We start from the raw sequence: 21,701 nt of genomic DNA, 5'->3' as shown, positions 1-21,701 counted from the left end.
TAAAAATCACCCCACCCCTGTGGTTTTGTTTGTTTTTTTTTTGGGGGCGTTGGGGGCGGCGGTCGGCGGGGGCCGGCGCCCCGCGCCCCCCGGGGGGGGGGCCCGCCCCCCCCCCCCCGCCGCGCCGAGCCGCGGTCCCCCGTGGCCACGGCTCGGCGCGGCGGTCCGCGGTGGTCACCAGGCGACCACACCCTGGTTGCTGGGCTGGATGGTGCCGATCTGCACCGACGTCATGGTGATCCCCGACTTCTCGGGGGCGGGGAATCCGGTCAGCCGCGCCGGCGTGGCCTTGGTGCCACCGGGGACGGTGACCAGAATCGTGTTGCCGGCCGGGCAGCTGTTCTTGTCGCAGGTGGTCCACTTGACCCCGGCGAACGCCGACGCGCCGGCGGCGAGCGCGGTCGGCGTGGTCGGGCCGGGCTGGTCGACCCGCGTGGCGTTCAACGGCACCCGGTCACCGCGGGCGTTGGTCAGCGCCAGGTCGGCCCAGCCCTTGATCCGGCACGGGGAGTGGGAGGCGTTGGTCAGCACCAGCATCGCCCTGGCGGTCCGGGTGTCGCCGTCGCGCGGGGGCTGCAGGGACAGCGACGCCTGGATCTGGTCGGGGGAGCACGCGTCGGACATTGCGCTCGGGCTGCTGGTCGGGGCCGAGGCGGACGCGGTGGGCTCGGGCGCGCCGGTCGTCACCGGCTGCGCCACCGCACTGGCCGACGGCGTCGAACCGGGCTGGTCCGTGGCCGAGCAGGCGACCGCGCCGGTCACCACCAGGACCGATGGTACGGCGAGCGCCAGCAGGCGCCGAGCCGTCGGGGCGAACGTTCGGGGCAGATCGGTTCGTACCGTCATAAGGTTTCCTCTCCGGTGCGCGGTCGCGGACGATCAGTCCTGCGGGCCGGACAGCAGTCGGTTGGTGCGCCGCAGGACGTCCAGCTGCGCGGGGTTGTAGAGCTCGGCCAGGGCCGTGCCGACCGCCCGCTCGACGTGGCGTGCGCTGTACCGGGTGCCCGCGTTCGTGATCCTCACTTCGGGGTGCTCCGCCTGCAGCGCGCGTACGTAGGGGGCCAGGTCGCGGGCCACCGTGGCGCGGGTCGGCTCGTCGGCGTCCGCCGGAAGCGTGGCGAACCGCTCGGCGACCGGGTCGGTGACGGGCTTGCGCAGCATGTCCGCCCAGGCCCGCATGGTGTCGGCGCCGAGCACCCGGGTCAGCACGACGATGAACGAACGGTCGGCGTGCGGCATCGTCGACACGACCTCGGGCGCGACGAAGCCGGGTGGCAGCTCCGTCGGGGTGGGCTGCCGCAGGATGACGGCGAGTTCGAGGCGCGCCCGTTGGAGCCGTTCAATGGTGGCCGCGAGCTCGGCGTCGAGGGCGCGCAGGGCCGCCACGGGCTGATCGTCGGTGTCCTGCATGGTCGCGATCTGCGACAGCGAGAACCCCAGCTCGGTCAGGCGTCTGATGCGCAGGATCCGGACGAGGTGAGCCACCCCGTACTGCTTGTAGCCGTTGCTACGCCGCTGTGGCTCCGCCAGCAGGCCGATCTCGTGGTAGTGGCGCACCGCCCGCAGCGTGGTGCCGGCGAGTTGGGCGATCTCCCGAGTGCTCCAGCCCACTACCCACCTCCTCTTCGACCGCAGCGCCTCGGCGCCGTGGCAGCGCCGGGATCCAGTGAAGACCATGCCGCCACGGCATGGTCCAGTCGGCTGCCGCGGCGCCGTCGCGGACCGCGGTGGCGTCGGCCCGCGACGGTGCCGCGGTGCCGGCCGTCAGAGCCTTCCCGGGGCGTGGAACACGAGGTCCGGGTCGTACCGCCGCTTGGCGGCGCGCAGGCGCTCGGCATTCGACCCGAAGACCGCGGCGGTACGCTCGACGTCCCGCGGGCCGAGCAGATTGGGATAGCCGCCCGGCAGCCGGTCGGTTCCCCGTACCCAGGCCCGGTGTTGATCCTCAGCGGGATCTCCCGCTTCCCAGACCGCGATGGTCTCGACCATCAGGTGCGGCGTCCGGTTGCGGAACGCGGTGGCGTCGGCGGGGACGCGAGCGGCCGCCCCGTGGAGGCTGTGCAGCGAGATCGCCGACAGCGGCGAGGTCTTGGCGCGCGCGGCGTCGAGCAGGACCTCCTGGACCGTACGGTCGAGTGCGGCGACCGTACGCGACCCGATCTCGACGTGCCGGCCGGCGGGGAACATCGCGTCGATCTGGGCGAGCTGGTCGGTCATCGTGGTCGGGCCGACCTGCGCCATCAGCGGCTCGCCGAGTTCGGTGAGCTGTCCCAGCACCTTGGTTCCGGTCTCGGGGTCGCCGCACCAGGTCGGTGCGGCGAAGAGCGCCGGTTCGCCGGTGGGGGCGGTGATGAAGCCGGCCTGCACGGTCAGCTCGTCCGGCCCACGCAGCAGCGACTCCTCCAACTCCGGCAGGACGTCGAACCGGAACATGATCATCCCAGCCAGGATCGCCGGCACCGCGTGCAGCCGGATCCGCATCGAGGTGACCACGCCGAAGTTGCCGCCACCACCGCGCAGCGCCCAGAGCAGGTCGGGATCGTGCTCCTCGTCCGCGGTGACCAGCGTGCCGTCGGCGAGCACCAGGTCGGCCGAGAGCAGGTTGTCGGCGGCGAGGCCGAACCGGCCGCTCAGCGGCCCGTAGCCACCGCCGAGGGTCAGGCCGGCCATCCCGACCGCACCGGCCGTCCCGGTCACCGCGACCAGGCCGGCCCGCTGCGCGGCCGCGGCCACGTCGGCCGAGGTGGCGCCGCCGGCCACGGTGGCCACCGCGGTGGCCGGGTCGACGCTCACCCGGCGCATCGGGCTCAGGTCGAGGGTCAGGCCCCCGTCGGCCAGCGCGCGACCGGCCCAGTCGTGCCCGCCGCCGCGCACCGACAGCGGAAGACCCTTGTCCCGGGCGGCCCGGACCCCAGCCTGGACGTCGGCCGTGCCGGCGCACCGAAGGACAGCGACCGGACGGCTGGCCACCGCACCGTTCCAGATCGTGCGTACCGCGTCGTATTCCGGTCCTGACGTCAGCATGTCGCTCATGTCGCCAGAGTATCCATTCATTCGCCAGAGGCCAACTCTGACGAATGGGGGCGGCTATGCTCGGACGACCATGACCGAAGCGCCGAGAAGCCGCCGCGCCGAGTACGCCGCGGCCACCCGTACCGCCATCATCGACGCGGCACGTCTGCTCTTCGCCCGGGACGGGTACTTCGCCACGAAGATCGAGGACATCGCCGTCGAGGCCCGCGTCGCGCCGGCCACCGTCTACGCGGTGACCGGCGGCAAGCGGGGGCTGACCCGGACGCTGGTCGACCTGTGGAGCCAGGCGCCGATCGTGGCGGAGACCCTCACTCGGCAGGAGACCCTCACCGACCCGGACGAGATCCTGCGCCAGACGGCGGCCGCGGTCCGAACCATGCGTGAGGCGTACGGCGACATCATGCGGCTGATGCTGACGACCGCGCCGCACCACGCCGAGGTCGCCGAGGACCTGCGGGTGGCCACCAAGCGCTACCGCGACGCCATCGAAGCCGTCGCCGTCCGGCTCGGTGACGTCGGCGGCCTCCGAGACGGGATGACCCTCGCGGAGGCGACCGACATCCTGTGGTTCTACTTCGGATACTCCGCCTACTTCACCCTGCTCGACGACAACGGCTGGTCCTACGAGCAGGCGGAGCGCTGGCTGGTGACCCAGGCAGCCACGGCTCTCCGCTGAGCGCGGGGCGTCCGCCCGCCCGCCGGAAACCTCGCCGCGCCGCGCGTCGGCGGGCGAGGACCTCGACCGCGTCACCCGTGCGCCGGTAGCCTCGGCCTCATGCCCGACATCAAGGACCTCGAACCGCTGATCGGTCGCTGGAGCCAGGTCGTCGACGCGCCGCGGCACCTCGAGGAGAAGGTCGAGGGCAGGATGACGCTGGAGTGGCTCCGTGACGGGAAGGTGATCCTCCAGCGCTCGATCGCCGACAACCCGATGTTTCCCGAGGGCGTCGTGCTGATCATGGCCGCCGAGGAGGACGCCGAGGGCGACTTCACGGCGCACTACTTCGACTCTCGCGCGGTGGCGCGCGTTCTCCAGATGACCTTCCGGGACGGCGTCTGGAAGTGGTGGCGCCACGCAACCGATCCTGACGACTTCGATCAGCGCTTCGAAGGGACACTCTCAGCGGACGGTACGACGATCGCCAGCTCCTGCCATCTCGTCGAGGACGGCGAGTGGATCCACGACTTCGACGTCACCTACACGCGGGCCTGAGGTGCGTGATGCAGCAGTTCAGGCCGGTCGGCGGAGAGCGGCGACCGGATTAGGATGATCGTCGTGCCCGTCCTCGGAACTGCCGACCCGCTACCCCTGTGGCCTCGGCGAGTTCTGGTCGCGGGAACATCCGGTTCCGGGAAGACGACCCTTGCCATCCGGATAGCCGCTCTGGTCGACGTACCGCACGTCGAGATCGACAGCCTCTTCCACGGGCCGTCGTGGGTGAGGCGCCCCTCCTTCTAAGAGGACGTGCACCGTTTCAGCGCCGGATCCGGTTGGGTCACGGAACGGCAGTACGACTCGGTTCGCGACCATCTTGCCGATCTCGCCGACCTGCTGGTATGGCTGGACCTGCCGAGGATCATCGTCATGCGCCGGGTCGTCCGGCGAACCCTCACCCGCCGACTGAGACGTCAGCGGCTGTGGAGCGGCAACGTCGAACCGCCGTTGCGAACCCTGCTGACCGACCGCGACCACATCGTTCGGTGGGCATGGAAGACCCACAGCACAACCGCCGTGCGGGTGGCGGACCTGCTGACCCGGCGCCCGTGCCTGCCCATCGTCCGACTCCGGAGCAGCGCGGCAACAGATCACTGGCTGCGTGGACCATTGCGGCATGCCGCGAACGACGCACCCTGACGTGTATCGGGGAGGCCGCAGCGGGTGCTTCCGCTTCGCGATTCCTGCTCCGGTCGGCCGACCGCACGAGTGCCGCGGACGAATTCGGGTGGCGCCGGGTGGCCGTACCCGATGCTCGCCCTAAGGTTTCGGCCTCGGTCGCCCCTGCCGCAATTCGACAACGAGAAGGCCGACCCAGCTGGCGGTGGTCAGGAGAGCATCGACGAGCGCGGGTAGCTGGGCGACGGTGACGAGAACACCGGTGACCAAGCCCAAGAGCTGCCCGGCGAGGACGGGGCGTGTGCCGCGTAAGCCGGGATCGGGACCGCCCCGCGCGTCGCGAGCCGGATCGCGAAATCGCTCAACCGAGCCGGTGGACCGGTCTCCGGGCGAGGGAGCGCGCATCCCCTCGCCGCGGACGAGAGGGCGCCCGTCCGCGGCGACTGTTGGCGCATGACGATCGGAATCAGCTCGCCGCGGGGAGCGCGGAACGGGCCCATCGGCGGACACTCATCTCATGGACCTCACCCCGGACCTCGACACGCGCAGCCCCGCGCGGGTCTACGACTACTTCCTCGGCGGGTCGCACAACGTCGCGTCGGACCGCGCGCTGGCGGCCCGCATGGAGCAGGCCATGCCCTCACCCAGCCCGACGCCGTGCTCGGCGACCCGACGCTGCGCGACGTGGTCGACTTCGCGCGGCCGGTCGCGGTCCTCTTGGTGGGCGTCCTGCACCAGCTCAGCACCGACCCGGCCCCGATCATCGCCCACTACCGCGACCGGCTCGCAGCGGGCAGCCACCTCGCACTGTCGCACGCCTCCTCCGACGAGCGGTCCGACGCGCTGGCGCTACGCGACACCTACAACCAGGGGTACGCCAACACCGCCCGGATGACCCTCCGTAGCCGGCCCGAGATCGAACGTCTCTTCACCGGCTTCACCCTCGTCCCACCGGGGCTGGTGCAGCTGCCCGAGTGGCGGCCCGACCGGCCGGCCGACCCTGACGAGGACCCGCGCCGCTTCGCCACGTACTGCGGGGTGGGCCGGCTCGGCTGACGACCGGGCCGCCGTTCCGGCCGGAGCATCCGCCGACGGAGCACGGCTGCGCCGTCGACCTCCGCCGGTACGCACCGACGCCGCCGTCCCCCGCCGACGTCTTCGCCGACATGCGGGAACTCGACCATGCCGTGCACGGCCCGCGGCCGCGGGAAGATCTGGACGGGCCGCCCGCGCCGCTGGACAACCGACGCTCCGCAGCCCTCGTCCGCCACGAGATCGACCTGCCTCAGGAGAGCTTGAATGACAGGAACCGACGCACCGATCGCCGTCGTCACCGGCGCGAACCGCGGTATCGGCCACGAGGTCGCCCGGCAACTCGCGCACCGTGGCTACTCGGTGATTCCCGGGGTACGCGACCCGGCCACCGGCGAGCGGTTGCTCCGAGAGCTGGGCAGCGGGCCGGCCCCGGCGCTGGACGTCAGCGACGACCGCAGCGTCGAGGAGTTCGCCGGCTGGCTGCGCGACCGGCATGCCCGCTTGAACGTGCTGGTCAACAACGCCGGCGTGCACTACGACACCAACCAGCGAGCCGTCGACGCCGACCTGCGCATCGTGCATGAGGCGCTCGAGGTGAACCTGCTCGGCGCTTGGCGTACCTGCCGGGCACTCGTGCCGCTGATGCGCGCCGGCGCCAGGATCGTCAACGTCTCCAGCGGCGCCGGATCATTCGGCGAGACCGACGGCGCCGCCGGCGCCCCCGCGTACTCGGTCTCCAAGGCCGCCCTCAACATGCTCACCGTCAAGCTCGCCGCCGACCTGCACGCCCGCGACATCGCCGTCAACGCCGTCTGCCCCGGCTGGGTCGCCACCGACATGGGCGGTCACGGCGGCCGACCGGTCAGCGAGGGCGCCGCGGGGATCGTCTGGGCCGCGACGCTGCCCGCCGACGGACCTACCGGCGGATTCTTCCGCGACGGCCGGCGTATCGCCTGGTGACCGGCGGCAACGCCGACAGCCCCGGGTCAGGTGCCCACGGATGCATGATGGGACGATGGAGCATCAGGACCTCAGCCGTGAGGATTACCAATCCGCGTTACGCGTAGGAGAAGCGCTGCGCGAACGGGGTTGGCGGATGGTCCGCAGCCTTCCTCAGACGGTGGAAGGGTGGTCAGGACTGATTGAGGAAATCCGTGAAGGCTATGACTGGTCTGTGGACGAGTACAGGAGCGACCTGTCGTGCCGCGAATGGCTTGAGCAAGCGTTGCCCTTGCTCACCCGGCCCGTGCGGGTGAACTGGCAAGGCATTGTGGATCAGCTAGACGAGGATTTCCGCGAGGTGACCGTCGATGACGACGGTGCGGCCCTGCGGCCGTTCGGGGTGACTGACCGATGGTGGCTGCGGCGTCGGCCTGGGCGAACGCCGGGTCCATCTGGAGCTTCTCCATGGGGGCGGGTGCAGTTCCGAGCCGTTGGGCGCCGTTCGGTGCCGTTGAAGGACGTTCGGCGCACCCTATTGCTCCCCACCCGCTCTCCCGATCCCGGACCCGTAACCCGGCTGCGGGACTGTCTCGCTAACGGCAGGTGTTACAAGGCGTCGGCAGCAGAGAGGTCTCCGGGTCTCTGCTCATGGTGCGGTAGACGACGTCGGACAGGCGCCGCATGGCCTGAGTCGGACACTGTCTGCCGGCAGGGCTGGCAGCCAATACCCTTGACCATGAACACGGCTTCCTCCGGCACGTCACACGCTCGGGCTCGACCGGTCCGCGCTCGCTGCTCGACTCGAGAGGCACGCCCATGCCCGGCACAACCGAACCCGTCACCTACCTCATCGTGGACGGGGAAAACATCGATGCCACGCTCGGCAACAGTGTTCTGGAACGCCGACCGGCCCCTGCGGAGCGACCCCGGTGGGAGCGCCTGCGGGACTTTGCGCGGGACACGTGGCAGCAGCCGGTGAAGGCCCTGTTCTTCCTCAACGCCTCGGGCGGCGGTCTGCCTATGCCCTTCGTCCGGGCCCTCCTGAGCATGGAATACCGGCCCATTCCGCTCGCTGGATCATGGGATCAGAAGGTGGTGGACATCGGCATCCAGCGGACGTTGGAGGCTATCGCCCGGCGCCCGGGCAATGTGATGCTCGCCAGCCACGACGGCGACTTCCTGCCGCAGGTCGACGAGCTCCTACGGGGTGATCACCAGGTCGCGATCGTCGGGTTCAAGGAGTTCCTCAACGCCGGCTTCGCCGACCTGCCGGGCCTGCAGGTGTTCGACATCGAGGAGGATGCGGGCTGCTTCACCAACGTCCTTCCCCGGGTTCGCATCATCGACCTCGAAGACTTCGACCCTGAGCGCTTCCTGTAGGCCGGACAGCGTGCCCGTGCACCGCGGCAAGAGCTGTCCTCATCGTGCCCGCCTTGGCTCGGCACGATGAGGCAGCAGCCGGTCGCGGTGTTCCCTCATACCTTCGCAGCCGATATATTGGGCCACGTGGAAACCCCACTGCGTGAACCCACCTTCCTGATCCTCACAGCCCTGGCCGGCGAGCCGATGCACGGCTACGGCCTGATCGCCGAGGTGGGCCGCCTGTCCGACGGCCGCATCTCGCTGCGACCCGGCACTCTCTACGGCGCGTTGGACCGACTGGTCGACGCGGGCCTGGCAGCCGTCGACCATCAGGAGATCGTCGACGGCCGGCTGCGCCGCTACTACCGGCTCACCGAGCCGGGCGGCGAGTTGCTGGGCGCGGAGACCGAACGAATGCGCCGCAACGTCAAGGCGGCAACCAGCCGGCTGCGCGCCGCCAAGGCCGCGCCCCGCCCGAGCCGAGGATTCGCATGAGCTTGCCGGAAAGCCAGCCGGACCGCCCGGAACGGCAAGACCAAGGACGCCCCGCGATGACCGGTCTCGAACGGCGCTACGCACGCTGGACGGCGCTGTTCTATCCGGCCGACTATCGGCGTACGCGCGGCTCGGAACTGGTAGACACCTACCTGTCCCTGGCCGCGCCTGACCGTGGGAAACCCTCGCCAGCCGACATCGCGGACCTCGCGGCCGGCGGGCTGCGCCAGCACCTTCGGAGCGCGCGTGGCCTTGGCCCCGGCTTCCGGCTTGCCGGCCTGCTCGCATTGACGACGGCGACCACGTGCGCGACCGGATGGGCGGTCCTGGAGACGCTCGCCTCCGCGCCGTCCCGGTCCTCGCACGTCGGGCCGTTTCTGTCACTCGCCGTCGCGGCGTGGGCGGCCTGGTTGCTCGCCGCCGTGGTGTACCTCACGGCGAGCGGCCGATGGTTTCGCTGGGCGGTCGGCTCGGCCATTCTGGTGACGGCCGGCATCGTGCCGGCCTCGGCGCTGACCGGACTGCCCCGCCCGCCACTGTCGGTGCTGCTGCCCCAGGTCGCGCTCGGTGTCGTCGCGCTCGGTGCGACGGGCCAGCGCCCCTGGCGGGTGCGGCTCATGCCGATCACCGCTGCGGTGGCGATCCTGCCGATCGCCGTGAGCACCACGCCCACCTTGGATTTCATCAGCGGCTACTACACCCTCGCCGCAACGGCTCTGCCCGCCGCTGCGGTGACGCTGCTGATCGGCGCGCTGCTGATGGCGCTCGGCCTAGCCATCTGGCGCGACCACCACGGCGCCTGGGCGATGCTGATCCTGCTCATGCCCATCGGGATGCTCGCGGTGAACCCGCTCGGCGCGGTGCTTGACAACTCCGGCCCCGGCCGGCCCGTGATTCCGGCGTGGTCATCGATGCTACTCGCGTCCGTGCTGGTAGCCATGATCGGACCGATGCTGGTGTTGCTGGCCCTGGTGGCACGGGGACGGCTGTCTGGAGGCCGCCGTCCGCACGGACCGGGTGATTGCCCCACCTGCGGCGCACCCTCGAGGTCCGGGTAGTCCACCGCACGGCCGAAGCTCAAACTCGCGAGCCCGACAACGAGCCCGCCTTACATCCAGCGTCTAGACGCAATCGCGTTGCTCGCTAGTTGGCTGATCGGCAGCGGCCATAGCGCCCGAGAAGCAGAGCGTGGCTGGCCCATTATCCGAGGCGGACCGCGGCCGACCACGAGGTCCTGGACGAGTTCGCACCCAAGAACGGATCGAAGCGGTCGGCCAAGTCCCGGCAGAGAGCGACGGCCATCGGTCAGGTCGGGTGAGCCATAGCCGCAGCGCGCCCTCTCGTCACGCAGGCGCCGATGGCGATACATCCAGCTTCTCGATCGGCCGGCGGACACGTCTCTAGACCGGGCACCCGGTACCGCCGCCAGGCAATCCAAGGCAGTCGGAGGCCAGAGCCGGACGCCGTGCTCCCAACTTGAGGGGCAACAGCGGAGAAGCCCGTTACCGATGATTCCGGTAACGGGCTTCTGACCTGCGTACATCTACGGTGGGCGATACTGGGATCGAACCAGTGACCTCTTCGGTGTGAACGAAGCGCTCTCCCGCTGAGCTAATCGCCCTCAGCGCTGATGACTCTACCTGATCGAGCCACCGCACCAAAAACCCGGGGTCAGTGCGTGGCGAGGTAGTGCAGCAGCCGCGCCACCAGGTCGATCCCGAAGCTGTACTTCAGCGAGGCCCACACCACCACCGCGACGAAGACCAGCCCGACCGCGCCGAGACAGAACCGCACCGGCAGAGACCGGGAGGTGACCCAGCGGGTCCAGGCCTGGACGTTGCGGCGGGTGAAGGCGAGCAGCTGGCGCGCCCAGTGGAACTCGACCGCCCAGATGGCCAGGCCGGCGATCACGATCAGCCAGCCGGGGCCGGGCAGCGGGATCAGCGCCACACCCACGGTCACCACGAGGGCGCCGGCGATTCCGATGAAGATCTTGAGGGTGATCCGCCCGGTGGGGTTGGACCGGATCAGGTCGAGGGTGGTCCGCACCCGCTCCCGCCACCGCGAGCGCCGTCGGCCGGCGAGGGCGGCACCGGCCTCGCCGGCACCGCCGCCGGCAGGGCGCGCGGAGCCGTCGGACGTCCTCCGTCCGTCCCTGTCCGGCTGGTCGATCGGCACGCCGCTGTCCCGCCCTTCGGCTGCTCGGGCCCCTACTTTCGGTGCGTCGACGACGCGCGTGACATCCATTGAGGATCGCTTCGTGACCATTTCACCCCCCAGTGTCGCCCCGGCCCGTCACTCCTGCAGACCACTGGACGTTACCGGAGTAAGTCGACGACTGAGCCACCCGACCTCGGGCGGAATCACGCACTGGGCAGAACCGGAAATCCTACAAGAATTCTCGCATTCTCGAAGGCGTTCCGTCCCCCTTCCCACCACTGGGTGAAGTCAGCGTATGGCGGAGCGTAGCCAGAGGTAGCACCTGAGTATGGGAAAAGCGGGACACGCGCGTTCCGCAGCGGTGCCGGGGGGAGAACGTCCATGAGTGTCATCCGACCGACGACCGTAGAGGTCGAGACGTCGCTAAGGCTCGTCGCGCCTGACGCCACCGCCTTGCCGGTGCGTGCCAGCCTGCGTTACGACCCTGCTGACCCGTATGCGGTCCATGTCCTGTTCCACGCCGAATCCGCCGGTGGCGAGGCCGTCAGCTGGTCCTTCGCCCGCGAACTGCTGGTGACCGGTCTCGACGAGCCGGCCGGCATCGGGGACGTCCGGGTCTGGCCGTGGGCCACCCCGCGCGGCGACTTCGTCGCGCTGGCGCTGTCGTCCCCGGACGGCAACGCCCTGTTCGAGGTGCCGCGCAGCGTGCTGGTGCGGTTCCTGCGGCGCACCTACGTCGTCGTCCCGCGCGGCCGCGAGGCCGAGCACCTGGACGTCGACACGGCGGTGACCCGGCTGCTCGCCGGCCGCTGAGCACGACCACACCGCTGAGCCGCGGGGGCCCCCCCGGGGCCCCCCGGGGGCCCCCCCCCCCCCCCCGCGGGCGCCCCCCCCCGGGGGGGGGGGGGGCCCGGGGGCGGGGGGGCCCCGCCCCGTGCGCGGGCGCCCCCCCGGCCGCCCCCCCGCGGGGGGGGCGCGGGGGGGGGGGCCCGCCGCCCCCCCCCCCCCCCCCCCGCGGCCCCCGCCCCCCCCCGGCGCCCCCGCGGCTCCGACCATCCACCGACCGGGTACGCCTCAGCCGTGCGTGGTGATGCCGCCGTCGACGGGGATCACCGCGCCGGTCAGGTACGACCCGGCGCGCGAGGCGAGGTAGATCGCCGTACCGGCCATGTCCTCCGGCCGGCCGATCCGGCCCAGCGGCACCTGCTGCTCGATGGCCGACCGGGCGGCCGGGTCGTTGAGCGCGAACGCCATCATCTTGCTCTCGAACGGGCCGGGCGCGATCGCGTTGACGGTGATCCGTTCGCCGGCCAGCTGGTGGGCCAAAGTACGGGTGAGCATGTGCACGGCCGCCTTGGTCGCCGAGTACGCGTACACCTCCATGGCCGGCACCCGCAGCCCGTCGATCGAGCCGATGTTGATCACCCGGGCCGGGTCGTCGTCGCCGGCCGCGGCGCGTAGGGCCGGCAGCAGGGCGGTGGTCAACCGGAAGACCGCCTTGACGTTGACCGCCCAGAGCTTGTCGAACGCGCTCTCCGGATACTCCTCCAGCGGCGCGCCCCAGGTGGCGCCGGCGTTGTTGACCAGCACGTCGAGCCGGTCGGTCCGCTCGCGGACGGCGGCGGCCAGCGCCTCGGCGCCGGCGTCGTGGCCGAGGTCGGCGGGGATCGCCTCGCACCGGCCCTCGGCGGACAGCTCCTTGGCCACCGACTCGCAGACGTCGGCCTTGCGGGACGAGATGATCACCTGGGCGCCGGCCCGGACGAAGCCCCGGGCGATCATCAGGCCGATCCCCCGCGAGCCGCCAGTGACCAGGACCGTCTTGCCATCGACCGAGAACAGATCCGTCATGCCCATCCCATCACCCGTCGGAGGCCCTACCGCTCGGTAACGTAGCCCGGCCCCGGCGGCCGGACAACCCCGCGGGTGCCGACCCGAGTCCCGTGGCCGGGATGCGACCGCGCGGGCGGCCGGTTACCGTCGCTGATGATGGTCCCTTCCGGTCAGCTCTTCGCGGCAACCCGACCCGACCTGCCCGAACCCGGGATCGACGTGCTCGAGCTCGGGAATCTGGCGCCGGCCGGCGGCTGGCGGCGTCCGGTGCTGCTCGACGTGGAGCTGCTCGTCCTGGTCACCGGCGGCCACGGCGTCGTGGAGCTGGATTTCCGCGCCCTGTCCTGCCGGCCCGGCACGTTGCTGCGGGCTCGCCCCGGCCAGGTGCTGCGCTGCCCGGCGCAGCTCGACGCGACCGTGGTGCGCTGGCGGGACGAGGCCCTGCGCGGCCTGGACGTCGACCCGGACGGCGCCCCCGCCCACCACCAGCTCGCCGGCGAGGACGAGGACGCGGTGATCAACGAGGTCAGCCAGCTGGTGGTGGACCTGCGCCGGCACGGCGCCGACGCCGAAGCCCGGGGCCTGCTGCGCCACCAGCTCGCCGTGCTGCTGCTGCGGCTGGCCCTGCTCCCGGCCGCCACCGCGCCGACCCACCGGTCCGCCGGCGACGACCCCGGCCCGTCGGGCGGTCCGGCCACCGGCACCGGGGCGTCCGGCGCGGGAGCCACCGGTACGCGGAACGGAAAGCCGGCCGCCGACACCGGCAGGGCCGAGCTGGCGACGTTCCGCCGGTTCTGCCGTGAGGTGGAGCTCGGCTACCAGCACACCCGCCGGGTGGAGGACTACGCGACCCGGCTGGGTTGCTCGGTGCGGACGCTGACCCGGGCCTGTCTGGCGGTCACCGGCCGCAGCGCCAAGCAGGTGCTCGACGAGCGGGTCGCCCTGCAGGCCAGCCGGCTGCTGGCGGCCACCGACCAGCCGGTGGCCCGGATCGGTCGGGGGCTCGGCTTTCCCGAGCCGACCAACTTCGGCCGGTTCTTCACCCGGGAGGTCGGGGTCAGCCCGGGCGCCTTCCGGGCCGCCCGCGAGCAGTCGCCGCCCCGGGTGGTCCGGCCACGCCGGCCCGCCGACGCCCGGGACGGCGCCGGCCGGGCATGATGGCGGGGTGCAGATCTCCGCGCGCGGCGACTACGCGGTCCGGGCGGCACTGAGCCTCGCCGCCGGCTACCCGTCGCTGCTGTCCACCCAGGCGATCGCCGTCGAGCAGGACATGCCGCGCAAGTTCCTCGAGGCCGTCCTGGCCGACCTGCGCCGGGCCGGGCTGATCCGGGCCCAGCGCGGCGCGGAGGGCGGTTACACGCTGGCCCGGCCGCCCCGGGAGGTCACGGTCGGCGCGATCCTGCGGGCCGTCGACGGTCCGCTGGCCGGGGTACGCGGGCTGCGCCCCGAGGAGACCCGGTACGCCGGGTCGGCGGAGAACCTGCCCCGGCTCTGGGTGGCCGTCCGGGCGGCGGTGCGGCAGGTGCTGGACGAGGTCACCCTGGCCGAGATCCTCAGTGGACGCCTGCCGGCCCACGTCCGCCGGCTGACCACCCTGCCCGATGCCTGGGAGTCGCGCTGACCCCGGCGCACACATCACACCGTGCGGATCACCTCCTCGGCAGGCAGCCGGGGCAGCCGCTCCCGCCAGGCGTCCGGGCCGGGGCGCCCGATGTTCACCAGCAGCAGCACCTCGTGTCGATCGTCCGGGAAGAACTCCCGTCGTACCCCCTCGGGGTCGAAGCCGGCCATCGGCCCGGCGGCCAGGCCGGCCGCGCGCAGCCCGACCAGCAGGTAACCGATCTGCAGGGTGGCGTTGAACCGAGCCTGCGCCGCCCGTTCCGCCCGGTCGCCCAGCCAGTCGCCCGCCCGGGGCCGGTGCGGGAACAGCTCCGGCAGCCGCTGGTGGAAGTCGACGTCCGCCGCGAGCACCGCGACCAGCGGGGCGGCGGCCGTCTTGGCCCGGTTGCCGGCCGACACGTGCGGCAGCAGCCGGGCCCGGGCCGCCGCCGAGCGCACCAGCAGGATCCGCAGTGGCTGGCCGTTGAGCGCGGTCGGGCCGTACCGGATCAGGTCGTGGACGGCGGCGACCTGCTCGTCGGTGACCGGCTCGTCGGTGAAGGTGTTGGCCGTCCGGGCCGCCCGGAACAGCAGGTCCTGGGCGGCCCGGTCGAGCAGCAGCGGCGACTCGACGCCTGTCACGCCGGCGCCGCCGCGGTGGTGTAGCCGCCGCGGTGGTGCACCAGCGGGTCGGCGTCCACGCCGGGGCCGAGCGCCAGCGGCTCCGCCAACACCAGGGTGTGGTCGCCGGCCGGCACCCTCCGGACCACCCGGCACAGCAGCCGGGCCAGCACCCCGTCCAGCAACGGCAGCCCGTACGGCCCGACGGTCCACCCCGGGTACGCGGCGAACCGGTCGATGCCGCTGGTGGCGAAGACCCGGGCGGCCTCCCGCTGGTCGGCGGCGAGCAGGTGCACCGCGACGTACTCGGCGCGGGCCAGCACCGGCCAGCTGGACGAGGCGACGCCGAGGCAGAACGACACCAGCGGCGGGTCCAGCGACACCGAGGTGAACGAGGTGGCGGTGAACCCGGCCCGCAGCGGGGCGCCGATCCCACCCAGGCAGGCCGGGTCGGTGCCGCGGGCGACGGCGGTGACCACGGTGACCGTGGCGGCCTGCCGGCGCAGCACCGCCCGGAACAGGTCCCGGTCCACCGGCAGCAGCTCGGTCGGCGACTGCACGGTGGTCACGCCGTCACCAGCTCCCGGTCGGCGTACGAGCTGGCCGGGCGGGGCAGCCCGTAGTGCTCGCGCAGCGTCCGGCCGGTGTACTCGTGGCGGAACAGCCCACGCTCGCGCAGCAGCGGCACCACGTGGTCGACGAACGCCTCCAGCCCGCTGGGCAGCAGCGGGGGCATCACGTTGAAGCCGTCCGCGGCGCCCTGGGTGAACCACTCCTGCAGCTGGTCGGCGATCTGCTCGGGGGTGCCGGCGACCACCCGGTGCCCGCGCCCGCCGCCGAGCCGGCCGATCAGCTGCCGGATGGTCAGCTTCTCCCGCCGGGCCAGGTCCACCACGAGCTGGTAGCGGCTCTGGTGCGACTGCACCGCCGACACGTCGGGCAGGTCGGGCAGCGGCCCGTCCAGCGGCAGCCCGGTCAGGTCGACGCCGGTCATCCCGGCGAGCTGGGCCAGCGCGTGCTCGGGGACGATCAACGCCTCCAGCTCGTCGGCCAGGGCGCGCGCCTCGGCCTCCGTACCGCCGATCACCGGTGCGATGCCGGGCAGCACCTTGACCAGGTCGGGGTCGCGGCCGGCGGCGGCGGTGGCCCGCTTGAGCGCGGCGTAGAAGGCCTGCCCGCCGGCGAGGGTCTGCTGGGCGGTGAAGACGGCCTCGGCGTACCGGGCGGCGAACGCGACGCCGTCGGCGGACGACCCGGCCTGCACCAGCAGCGGCCGCCCCTGCGGCGGGCGGGGCGTGTTCAGCGGCCCGCGCACGGCGAAGTGCTCGCCGGTGTGCGCGATCTCGTGCACGTGGTCGGTCTCGGCGAACACCCCGGCGGCGGCGTCGAGGACGAGCGCGTCATCCTCCCAGCTGTCCCAGAGCTTGATCGCCACGTCGACGAACTCGGCGGCCCGCCGGTACCGGTCGGCGTGCGCCGGGTGGTCGGCCAGGTTGAAGTTCCACGCCTCCCGGGACTGCGCGGAGGTGACGATGTTCCACCCGGCCCGGCCGCCGCTGAGGTGGTCCAGCGAGGCGAACTTGCGGGCGGTGTTGAACGGCTCGTTGTAGGTGGTCGAGACGGTGGCGATCAGGCCGATGTGCTCGGTGACCGTGGCCAGCGCCGCCAGCAGGGTCAGCGGCTCGAAGACGGCTTGGATGTTGTGCCGGACGTTCGGCCCGACGGCCAGCCCGTCGGCGAGGAAGACCGAGTCGAGGGTGCCGCGTTCGGCGATCCGGGCCAGCTCCTGGAAGTGCCGGACGTCGGCGACCCGGCGCGGGTCGGTGCGCGGGTGCCGCCAGGCCGCCTCGTGGTGGCCGACGCCCATCAGGAACGCGTTCAGGTGCAGGGTGCGGGTCATTGGTGTTCCGTCCTATCCGGCGGTGGGGTCGACGCGCCAGGTCGAGAAGCGGCGTTCGACGGCGACGAGGAACTGGTTCACGACCAGGCCGATCGCGGAGATCGTGATGATCCCGGCGTACATGTCGGGGATCGCGAAGTTGTACTGCGCGTAGTTCACGAGGTAGCCGAGCCCGGCCTTCGCGCCGACCATCTCGGCGGCGATCAGCACCAGGATCGAGTACGCCCCGGCCAGCCGGACGCCGGTGAAGACGGTGGGCACCGCCGCCGGCAGGATCACCTTCTGGAACAGCCGCAGGTGGTTCAGCCCCATCGAGCGGGCCGAGCGCACCAGCAGCGGGTCGACGCCCTTCACTCCGGCGATGGTGTTCAGCAGGATCGGCCACGAGCAGGCGTACAGCACCAGGGCGATCTTGGAGGTCTCCCCCAGCCCGAGGATCAGCACGAAGACCGGCAGCAGGGCCAGCGCGGCGGTGTTGCGGAACACCTCCAGCAGCGGGCCGAGCAGCTCGGCCAGCGGCCGGTACCAGCCGATCAGCAGCCCGAGCGGGATGGCGGTGACCACGGCCAGGCCCAGCCCGGTCAGCGACCGGGTGAGGCTGGCCCCGACGTGCTCGGCGAGCTGCCCGCTGGTCAGCAGCGCCCACCAGGCGACCAGCACCTCCGACAGCGGCGGCAGGAAGACCCGGTCGACCAGCCCGGCGCGCGGCGCCGCCTCCCAGATCGCGGCGAGCGCCAGCAGGGCGGCGCTGCGGTGCAGCGCCCGCCCGCCCAGGCCGAGCAGCCGTACGGGCAGGGTCGGCGCGACGGCGGCGGTGGCCGGCGCGGGCGGGGCGGCCAGTCGGGCGGGACGTTCGGCGATGTCAACCAACACGGGCCTCCTGTCGACGGGCCACCGCAGCGGCCGGGCGTTCGGCGGACTGGGCGGCGCGCACCTCGTCGCGCAGCAGCGTCCAGATCTGGTGCCGGTGGTGCCGGAACGCGTCCGAAGACCGCAGGTCGTCGACGGCGTCCCGGTCTCCCAGCTCGATGTCGATGACCTCCTTGATCCGGCCCGGGCGGGCGGTCATCACGGCCACCCGGCCGCCCAGGTGGACCGCCTCGTCGATGCCGTGCGTGATGAACACGACGGTCTTGCCGGTGGCCTGCCAGATCCGCACCAGCTCGTCCTGCATCGAGTCGCGGGTCTGCGCGTCGAGGGCGGCGAACGGCTCGTCCATCAGCAGGATGTCCGGGTCGTACGCGAGGCTGCGGGCGATCGCCACCCGCTGCTTCATCCCGCCGGACAGCTCGTGCGGGTAGCGCTCGGCGAACCCGCTCAGCCCGACCAGCTCCAGGTGGTGGGCGACCAGGTCGGCCCGGTCGGCGCGGGGCACGCCCTTGGCCTCCAGGCCGAACGCGACGTTCCCGGCGGCGGTGCGCCAGGGCAGCAGCGCGTACTGCTGGAAGACGATGCCCCGGTCCAGGCCGGGGCCGGTGACCGGCCGGCCGTCCACCAGCACCCGCCCGGAGGTCGGCGTGGACAGGCCGCCCAGCAGGTCGAGCAGGGTGGACTTGCCGCAGCCGCTGGGGCCGACGACGACCAGGAACTCGCCGGGGCGTACCCCGAGGGTGAGCCCGTCGAGGGCGGTGACCGCGCCGGCGGACGCGCGGCGCCCACCGCGGACCTCGAAGGTCTTCGTCACCCGGTCGAAGAGCACCTTGTCGGTCATGCCGCACCGCCGCCGGAGGCGAAGGGGTTGTACCGGTTGGTGTAGATGTCGCCGGGCTTGGGCTTGTCGCCCTTGAGCTCACCGGCGTCGGCCAGCCAGTCGATCCAGGTGGCGAACTCCCGGTCGGTGATCACGCCGCCCTTCTCGGCGACCCCGGTGGACTTCCAGTAGCGCACCAGGGACGGGTCCTCGTTGCGGCCGCGCTTGGCGATGATCTGCTCCAGCCGGGCGACCACGGTCTCCCGTGGCTGGGTGCGGGCCCACTCGATGGCCTTGCCGACCCCGCCCACGAAGGTCTTCACCGTGTCCGGGTTACGCTTGATGAAGTCGTCGCGGAAGACGTAGGAGCCGGCGCTGAACGCGCCGAGCAGGTCGTAGTCGGTGAAGACCGTACGGATGCCGCCGTTGGTGATCGCCTTGTCCCGGATGACGCCGCCGAGCACCGCCACGTCGATCTGCTTCGCGCGCAGCGACTGTTCGGTGTTGACCGGGGGCAGCGCGACCAGCTCCACCTTGGCGATCTCGGCGGCCGTCAGGCCGCCCTTGACCAGCCAGGTCTTCAGCACCGCCTCGGCGTGCGCACCGAGGGTGTTCATGCCGACCTTCCGGCCGATCAGGTCGCGGGCGGTCCTGATCGGGCTGTCCTGGAGCACGTAGTAGCCCTGGAAGGTCTGCGCGTCGGAGCCGTAGTAGCTGACCACGGCGGTGATCGGCGCGCCGGCGGTGGCGAGCTTGACGATCGCCCCGTTGAACGCGCCGCCGAAGTCGCTCTGCCCGGTGGCGGTGGCCTGGATGTCGGCCGGCCCGCCGGTGACGTTGCCGATCCAGTTGAGCTTCACGTCGCCGAGGTAGCCGAGGTCGGCGGCGAGCTCGGGGAGGGTGACCTGGCCGACGGAGCCCTGGTAGCGAAGCTCCTTCGACTGCCCGGCAGCGTCGGCCGCACCGCCGCAGGCCGTGGCGGCGACGAGGGTGAGCAGGGCGGTCGCCGTGGCGAGGGCACGACGGAGTGCGGACATGGTGGTCTCCTGATCTGTGCACGGAGGGGCCGCGCCCGGACGGCGCGGTGGCACGCCGGCACGCGCCACCGGGCCGTCATGGGCCGGGTGGGCGGTGCGGGCGGAGAGGGTGGGTCGGGACGCCGGAGCGCGTCAGCTCAACAGAGCGCGCTCGCGTGCCGGACCAGGTCGACGTGCACGCGAGCGGTGAGGAGAAGCTCGTCCCGCTGCGACATGAGCCCATGCTGCCGGCCGGGCCGGAGGGCGGTCAATGGCCTTCCAGAAGGTGAGATGTCCGTCGCTGACCGTGTTAAGTTCCTTCACCAGCTGGGTTAACCGCTCCGCAACACCTATCGGCTTAATAGGACTTGCCAGCACCGTCCACGCCGGAGCGGAAGGAGGTTTCGCAATTCGTCCATCCGGGCATGTTCGATGCCGACAGAGCAGGGCAGAAAAGGGAACGCGAAGGGAGCCCACGATGGGTCTGATGTTCCGCAAGCGCAAGAAGTACGGGCCGATCATCCTGAACTTCACCGAGAACGGCTTCTCCTCCTGGAGCATCAAGATCGGTCGTTGGTCCTGGAACTCCAAGGCCAAGGCGCACCGCGTCGACCTGCCGGGCCCGCTGTCCTGGAAGCAGGACAAGTCCCGCGCCTGAAAGCTCTCCGCGCCGAGCGGGGTGCCGGTGGTTCACCGGCACCCCGCTCGGCGTTCGGGCCCGATCCGGCCGGGAATCGCCCGTTCCCCTCCGGCGGGCGCCCGCACCGGCGCAGAATCGCGGCATGGGCGGGGACGGTTCCTGGCGGCGGGAGCGGCGGCGCGCGCTGCTCATGTGCGTGCTGATGATCGTCGCGTACTTCCTGGTGCCGCTGGGGCACGACCCGAACGGGCTGCGGCTGGCGCTGCGCTCGGCCGGCACCCTGCTGCTGGTGGCCGCCACCGCGCTGCTGATCACCCGGCAGGTCAGCCGCCAGCTCGGCGCCGGCACGCCGACGGGCGACGCCGAGGTCCGTTCGCTGCTGCGGCTGGCGGTGGCGCTGGTCGCCGGGGTGCTGGTCTTCGCCCTCGGCGACTACGTGCTCGCCGGCACCCGGGCCGGGCAGTTCCAGGGGCTGGTCACCCGGGTCGACGCGCTCTACTTCGCCCTGGCCACCCTGACCACGATCGGCTACGGCGACGTGCACGCCCAGGGCCAGCTGGCCCGGGTGGTGGTCTGCGCGCAGATGCTGTTCAGCATCGGGGTGATCGCGACCGGGGCGTCCATCGTGGTCAGGCAGCTGACCAGCCGGGGACGGCGCTGATCAGCACGTCCCCGCCGAGCCGGCCGTGCTCCGGCTGCCGGGTGACCGCGCCCGCGGCGAGCAGGGTGGCCAGCGTCCGGTTGGTGTCGGCGGCCCGGTAGGCCGTCCCGGTCAGCGTGTGCCGGCGCAGCTCGACCACCGTCCGCGGACCGGAGCGGGCCAGCTCGGCCAGCAGCTCGCGGCGCAGCGGCCCGGGCTCCGGGTGCAGCGCGATGTCCAGCAGGCCGCCCGCCGGGTCGGCCGGGTCGCGGTAGCGCACCCCGGCGAACTCGTCGGCGTCCCACAACGCGTCCTTGAACGCCTCCAGGCTGCGGTCGAGCCCGGTGCCGAAGCCGACCGAGGTCGCGCCCGCGCCGTCGGCGGGCGCCAGCTCCACCTCGGTGACCAGCGGAAAGCCCGCCGCGTCGAGGGCCGGGCGCAGCGCCGCCGGCGCGGGCGCGACGGCCAGCACCTCGGCCGGCCGGCCGGCGCCCGCGGCCGCCCGCAGCGCCGGCTGGGGGGCGGCGCCGTCCAGCACGGTCAGCAGCGGCGCGCCGGCCGCACCGGCGGCCTTGAGCGCCACCGGCAGCCGGGTCGGGTCGCCGGGCACCAGGTGCACGGCCACGTCCGCCGGCAGCGTCGCCTCGATCGCGCCGAGGCGGGCCGGCAGGTCCGGGGCGTCCGCCAGCACCAGGACGGTCAGCCGGCGCCCGCGCAGCCGGTCGGCGAACTCCGCCACCACCCGCAGGGCCGCCTCGGCGGTGCCCGGCTCCCCGGCGTACGCGAGGGCGAGCGTGGCCCGCCGGGAGCGGTGCAGGGCCCCGGCCAGCCAGTGGTCGAGCTGGCGGACGAGCAGTTCCCGCAGGACGGTGTCGGTCGGCATCCTGCCGTTCTACCCCAT

26 protein-coding genes, 1 tRNA gene and 1 pseudogene are annotated in these 21,701 nt (G+C 72.5%); 14 read left to right on the top strand and 14 right to left on the bottom strand.

The genetic code is table 11. From position 1 onward, the window contains the following. Positions 1-174: 174 nt before the first annotated feature. The 3 genes from ACFY3U_RS27190 to ACFY3U_RS27180 all read right to left on the bottom strand — a co-directional run bounded on the left by ACFY3U_RS27190 (position 175) and on the right by ACFY3U_RS27180 (position 3,033). Positions 175-846 carry a DUF4232 domain-containing protein gene (locus ACFY3U_RS27190; RefSeq protein ID WP_387206782.1) on the bottom strand — a complete coding sequence of 224 codons (672 nt, stop codon included), beginning with the start codon at positions 844-846 and terminating at the stop codon, positions 175-177. Between the two features lie 33 nt (positions 847-879). Then, complete coding sequence (locus tag ACFY3U_RS27185) at positions 880-1,677, bottom strand: MerR family transcriptional regulator (protein WP_387206780.1); 798 nt, start codon at positions 1,675-1,677, stop codon at positions 880-882. 87 nt (positions 1,678-1,764) lie between these two features. Next, positions 1,765-3,033, bottom strand: coding sequence for an FAD-binding oxidoreductase (locus ACFY3U_RS27180; RefSeq protein WP_387206778.1), 1,269 nt, complete (start codon positions 3,031-3,033; stop codon positions 1,765-1,767). Between the two features lie 70 nt (positions 3,034-3,103). Here ACFY3U_RS27180 and ACFY3U_RS27175 point away from each other — a divergent pair, with 70 nt between their 5' ends. The 9 genes and pseudogenes from ACFY3U_RS27175 to ACFY3U_RS27135 all read left to right on the top strand — a co-directional run bounded on the left by ACFY3U_RS27175 (position 3,104) and on the right by ACFY3U_RS27135 (position 9,759). After that, the gene (locus tag ACFY3U_RS27175; RefSeq protein ID WP_387206776.1) at positions 3,104-3,709 is read left to right on the top strand and encodes a TetR/AcrR family transcriptional regulator; all 606 of its coding nucleotides are present in this window, start codon (positions 3,104-3,106) and stop codon (positions 3,707-3,709) included. 99 nt (positions 3,710-3,808) lie between these two features. Next, complete coding sequence (locus ACFY3U_RS27170) at positions 3,809-4,246, top strand: hypothetical protein (protein ID WP_387206774.1); 438 nt, start codon at positions 3,809-3,811, stop codon at positions 4,244-4,246. Positions 4,247-4,498: 252 nt separating this feature from the next. Further along, on the top strand, positions 4,499-4,888 hold the full coding sequence (locus ACFY3U_RS27165; protein ID WP_387206772.1) for a hypothetical protein: 390 nt from the start codon (positions 4,499-4,501) through the stop codon (positions 4,886-4,888). A 496-nt stretch (positions 4,889-5,384) separates the two neighbouring features. Further along, positions 5,385-5,498 (top strand): annotated as a pseudogene (locus ACFY3U_RS27160) (SAM-dependent methyltransferase); the annotation flags it as partial. A gap of 26 nt (positions 5,499-5,524) precedes the next feature. Next, positions 5,525-5,923, top strand: coding sequence for an SAM-dependent methyltransferase (locus ACFY3U_RS27155; RefSeq protein WP_387206770.1), 399 nt, complete (start codon positions 5,525-5,527; stop codon positions 5,921-5,923). Positions 5,924-6,166: 243 nt separating this feature from the next. Beyond that, positions 6,167-6,862, top strand: a complete 696-nt coding sequence (locus ACFY3U_RS27150; RefSeq protein WP_387206767.1) for an SDR family NAD(P)-dependent oxidoreductase — start codon at positions 6,167-6,169, stop codon at positions 6,860-6,862. 798 nt (positions 6,863-7,660) lie between these two features. Continuing rightward, a complete protein-coding gene (locus tag ACFY3U_RS27145; protein ID WP_387206764.1) occupies positions 7,661-8,224 on the top strand; it encodes an NYN domain-containing protein in 564 nt (187 codons plus the stop codon). A gap of 126 nt (positions 8,225-8,350) precedes the next feature. Beyond that, positions 8,351-8,701 (top strand): PadR family transcriptional regulator, encoded by a 351-nt coding sequence (locus tag ACFY3U_RS27140; protein WP_387206762.1) that lies wholly within the window; start codon positions 8,351-8,353, stop codon positions 8,699-8,701. 56 nt (positions 8,702-8,757) lie between these two features. Next, positions 8,758-9,759 carry a hypothetical protein gene (locus ACFY3U_RS27135; protein ID WP_387206760.1) on the top strand — a complete coding sequence of 334 codons (1,002 nt, stop codon included), beginning with the start codon at positions 8,758-8,760 and terminating at the stop codon, positions 9,757-9,759. A gap of 491 nt (positions 9,760-10,250) precedes the next feature. Here ACFY3U_RS27135 and ACFY3U_RS27130 read toward each other — a convergent pair. Beyond that, a tRNA-Val gene (locus tag ACFY3U_RS27130) sits at positions 10,251-10,322 on the bottom strand. Between the two features lie 50 nt (positions 10,323-10,372). Beyond that, a complete protein-coding gene (locus tag ACFY3U_RS27125) occupies positions 10,373-10,948 on the bottom strand; it encodes a TIGR02611 family protein (RefSeq protein ID WP_387206758.1) in 576 nt (191 codons plus the stop codon). Between the two features lie 294 nt (positions 10,949-11,242). On the opposite strand from ACFY3U_RS27125, the gene ACFY3U_RS27120 reads away from it, so the two are divergent. Further along, complete coding sequence (locus ACFY3U_RS27120; protein WP_053653619.1) at positions 11,243-11,674, top strand: SsgA family sporulation/cell division regulator; 432 nt, start codon at positions 11,243-11,245, stop codon at positions 11,672-11,674. Positions 11,675-11,935: 261 nt separating this feature from the next. On the opposite strand, the gene ACFY3U_RS27115 is transcribed toward ACFY3U_RS27120, so the two are convergent. Further along, a complete protein-coding gene (locus ACFY3U_RS27115) occupies positions 11,936-12,712 on the bottom strand; it encodes a glucose 1-dehydrogenase (protein WP_387206756.1) in 777 nt (258 codons plus the stop codon). A gap of 135 nt (positions 12,713-12,847) precedes the next feature. On the opposite strand from ACFY3U_RS27115, the gene ACFY3U_RS27110 reads away from it, so the two are divergent. Next, on the top strand, positions 12,848-13,852 hold the full coding sequence (locus ACFY3U_RS27110) for a helix-turn-helix transcriptional regulator (protein WP_387206753.1): 1,005 nt from the start codon (positions 12,848-12,850) through the stop codon (positions 13,850-13,852). A gap of 7 nt (positions 13,853-13,859) precedes the next feature. After that, positions 13,860-14,315, top strand: a complete 456-nt coding sequence (locus ACFY3U_RS27105) for an RrF2 family transcriptional regulator (RefSeq protein WP_387206751.1) — start codon at positions 13,860-13,862, stop codon at positions 14,313-14,315. 14 nt (positions 14,316-14,329) lie between these two features. On the opposite strand, the gene ACFY3U_RS27100 is transcribed toward ACFY3U_RS27105, so the two are convergent. From ACFY3U_RS27100 to ACFY3U_RS27070, 7 genes are all read right to left on the bottom strand, one after another. After that, on the bottom strand, positions 14,330-14,935 hold the full coding sequence (locus ACFY3U_RS27100; protein WP_387206749.1) for a malonic semialdehyde reductase: 606 nt from the start codon (positions 14,933-14,935) through the stop codon (positions 14,330-14,332). After that, positions 14,932-15,483: a flavin reductase family protein gene (locus ACFY3U_RS27095; RefSeq protein ID WP_387206747.1), complete on the bottom strand. Its 552-nt coding sequence runs from the start codon at positions 15,481-15,483 to the stop codon at positions 14,932-14,934. Before ACFY3U_RS27095 ends, ACFY3U_RS27100 begins: the two co-directional genes overlap by 4 nt. After that, positions 15,480-16,814 carry an LLM class flavin-dependent oxidoreductase gene (locus tag ACFY3U_RS27090; RefSeq protein WP_387206745.1) on the bottom strand — a complete coding sequence of 445 codons (1,335 nt, stop codon included), beginning with the start codon at positions 16,812-16,814 and terminating at the stop codon, positions 15,480-15,482. Before ACFY3U_RS27090 ends, ACFY3U_RS27095 begins: the two co-directional genes overlap by 4 nt. Before the next feature lie 12 nt (positions 16,815-16,826). Further along, positions 16,827-17,687, bottom strand: coding sequence for an ABC transporter permease (locus ACFY3U_RS27085; protein WP_387206743.1), 861 nt, complete (start codon positions 17,685-17,687; stop codon positions 16,827-16,829). Further along, a complete protein-coding gene (locus ACFY3U_RS27080) occupies positions 17,677-18,525 on the bottom strand; it encodes an ABC transporter ATP-binding protein (protein WP_387206741.1) in 849 nt (282 codons plus the stop codon). Before ACFY3U_RS27080 ends, ACFY3U_RS27085 begins: the two co-directional genes overlap by 11 nt. Beyond that, positions 18,522-19,541 carry an ABC transporter substrate-binding protein gene (locus ACFY3U_RS27075; RefSeq protein ID WP_387206739.1) on the bottom strand — a complete coding sequence of 340 codons (1,020 nt, stop codon included), beginning with the start codon at positions 19,539-19,541 and terminating at the stop codon, positions 18,522-18,524. The genes ACFY3U_RS27080 and ACFY3U_RS27075 overlap by 4 nt, the downstream gene beginning before the upstream one ends. Positions 19,542-19,678: 137 nt before the next feature. Further along, on the bottom strand, positions 19,679-19,756 hold the full coding sequence (locus ACFY3U_RS27070) for a putative leader peptide (protein ID WP_349881247.1): 78 nt from the start codon (positions 19,754-19,756) through the stop codon (positions 19,679-19,681). Between the two features lie 242 nt (positions 19,757-19,998). On the opposite strand from ACFY3U_RS27070, the gene ACFY3U_RS27065 reads away from it, so the two are divergent. Continuing rightward, a complete protein-coding gene (locus ACFY3U_RS27065) occupies positions 19,999-20,178 on the top strand; it encodes a DUF4236 domain-containing protein (protein WP_208569874.1) in 180 nt (59 codons plus the stop codon). A 124-nt stretch (positions 20,179-20,302) separates the two neighbouring features. Further along, on the top strand, positions 20,303-20,821 hold the full coding sequence (locus tag ACFY3U_RS27060; protein ID WP_387206737.1) for a potassium channel family protein: 519 nt from the start codon (positions 20,303-20,305) through the stop codon (positions 20,819-20,821). Here ACFY3U_RS27060 and ACFY3U_RS27055 read toward each other — a convergent pair. Further along, complete coding sequence (locus ACFY3U_RS27055) at positions 20,790-21,683, bottom strand: hypothetical protein (protein ID WP_387206735.1); 894 nt, start codon at positions 21,681-21,683, stop codon at positions 20,790-20,792. The genes ACFY3U_RS27060 and ACFY3U_RS27055 overlap by 32 nt on opposite strands. Positions 21,684-21,701 lie beyond the last annotated feature (18 nt).

The organism is Micromonospora sp. NPDC000089, assembly GCF_042899365.1.
In the GTDB taxonomy this organism is placed as follows: Bacteria; Actinomycetota; Actinomycetes; order Mycobacteriales; family Micromonosporaceae; genus Micromonospora.
The sequence above is the reverse complement of the archived record's forward strand: the minus strand, read 5'-3'. Positions and strand labels throughout refer to the sequence as shown.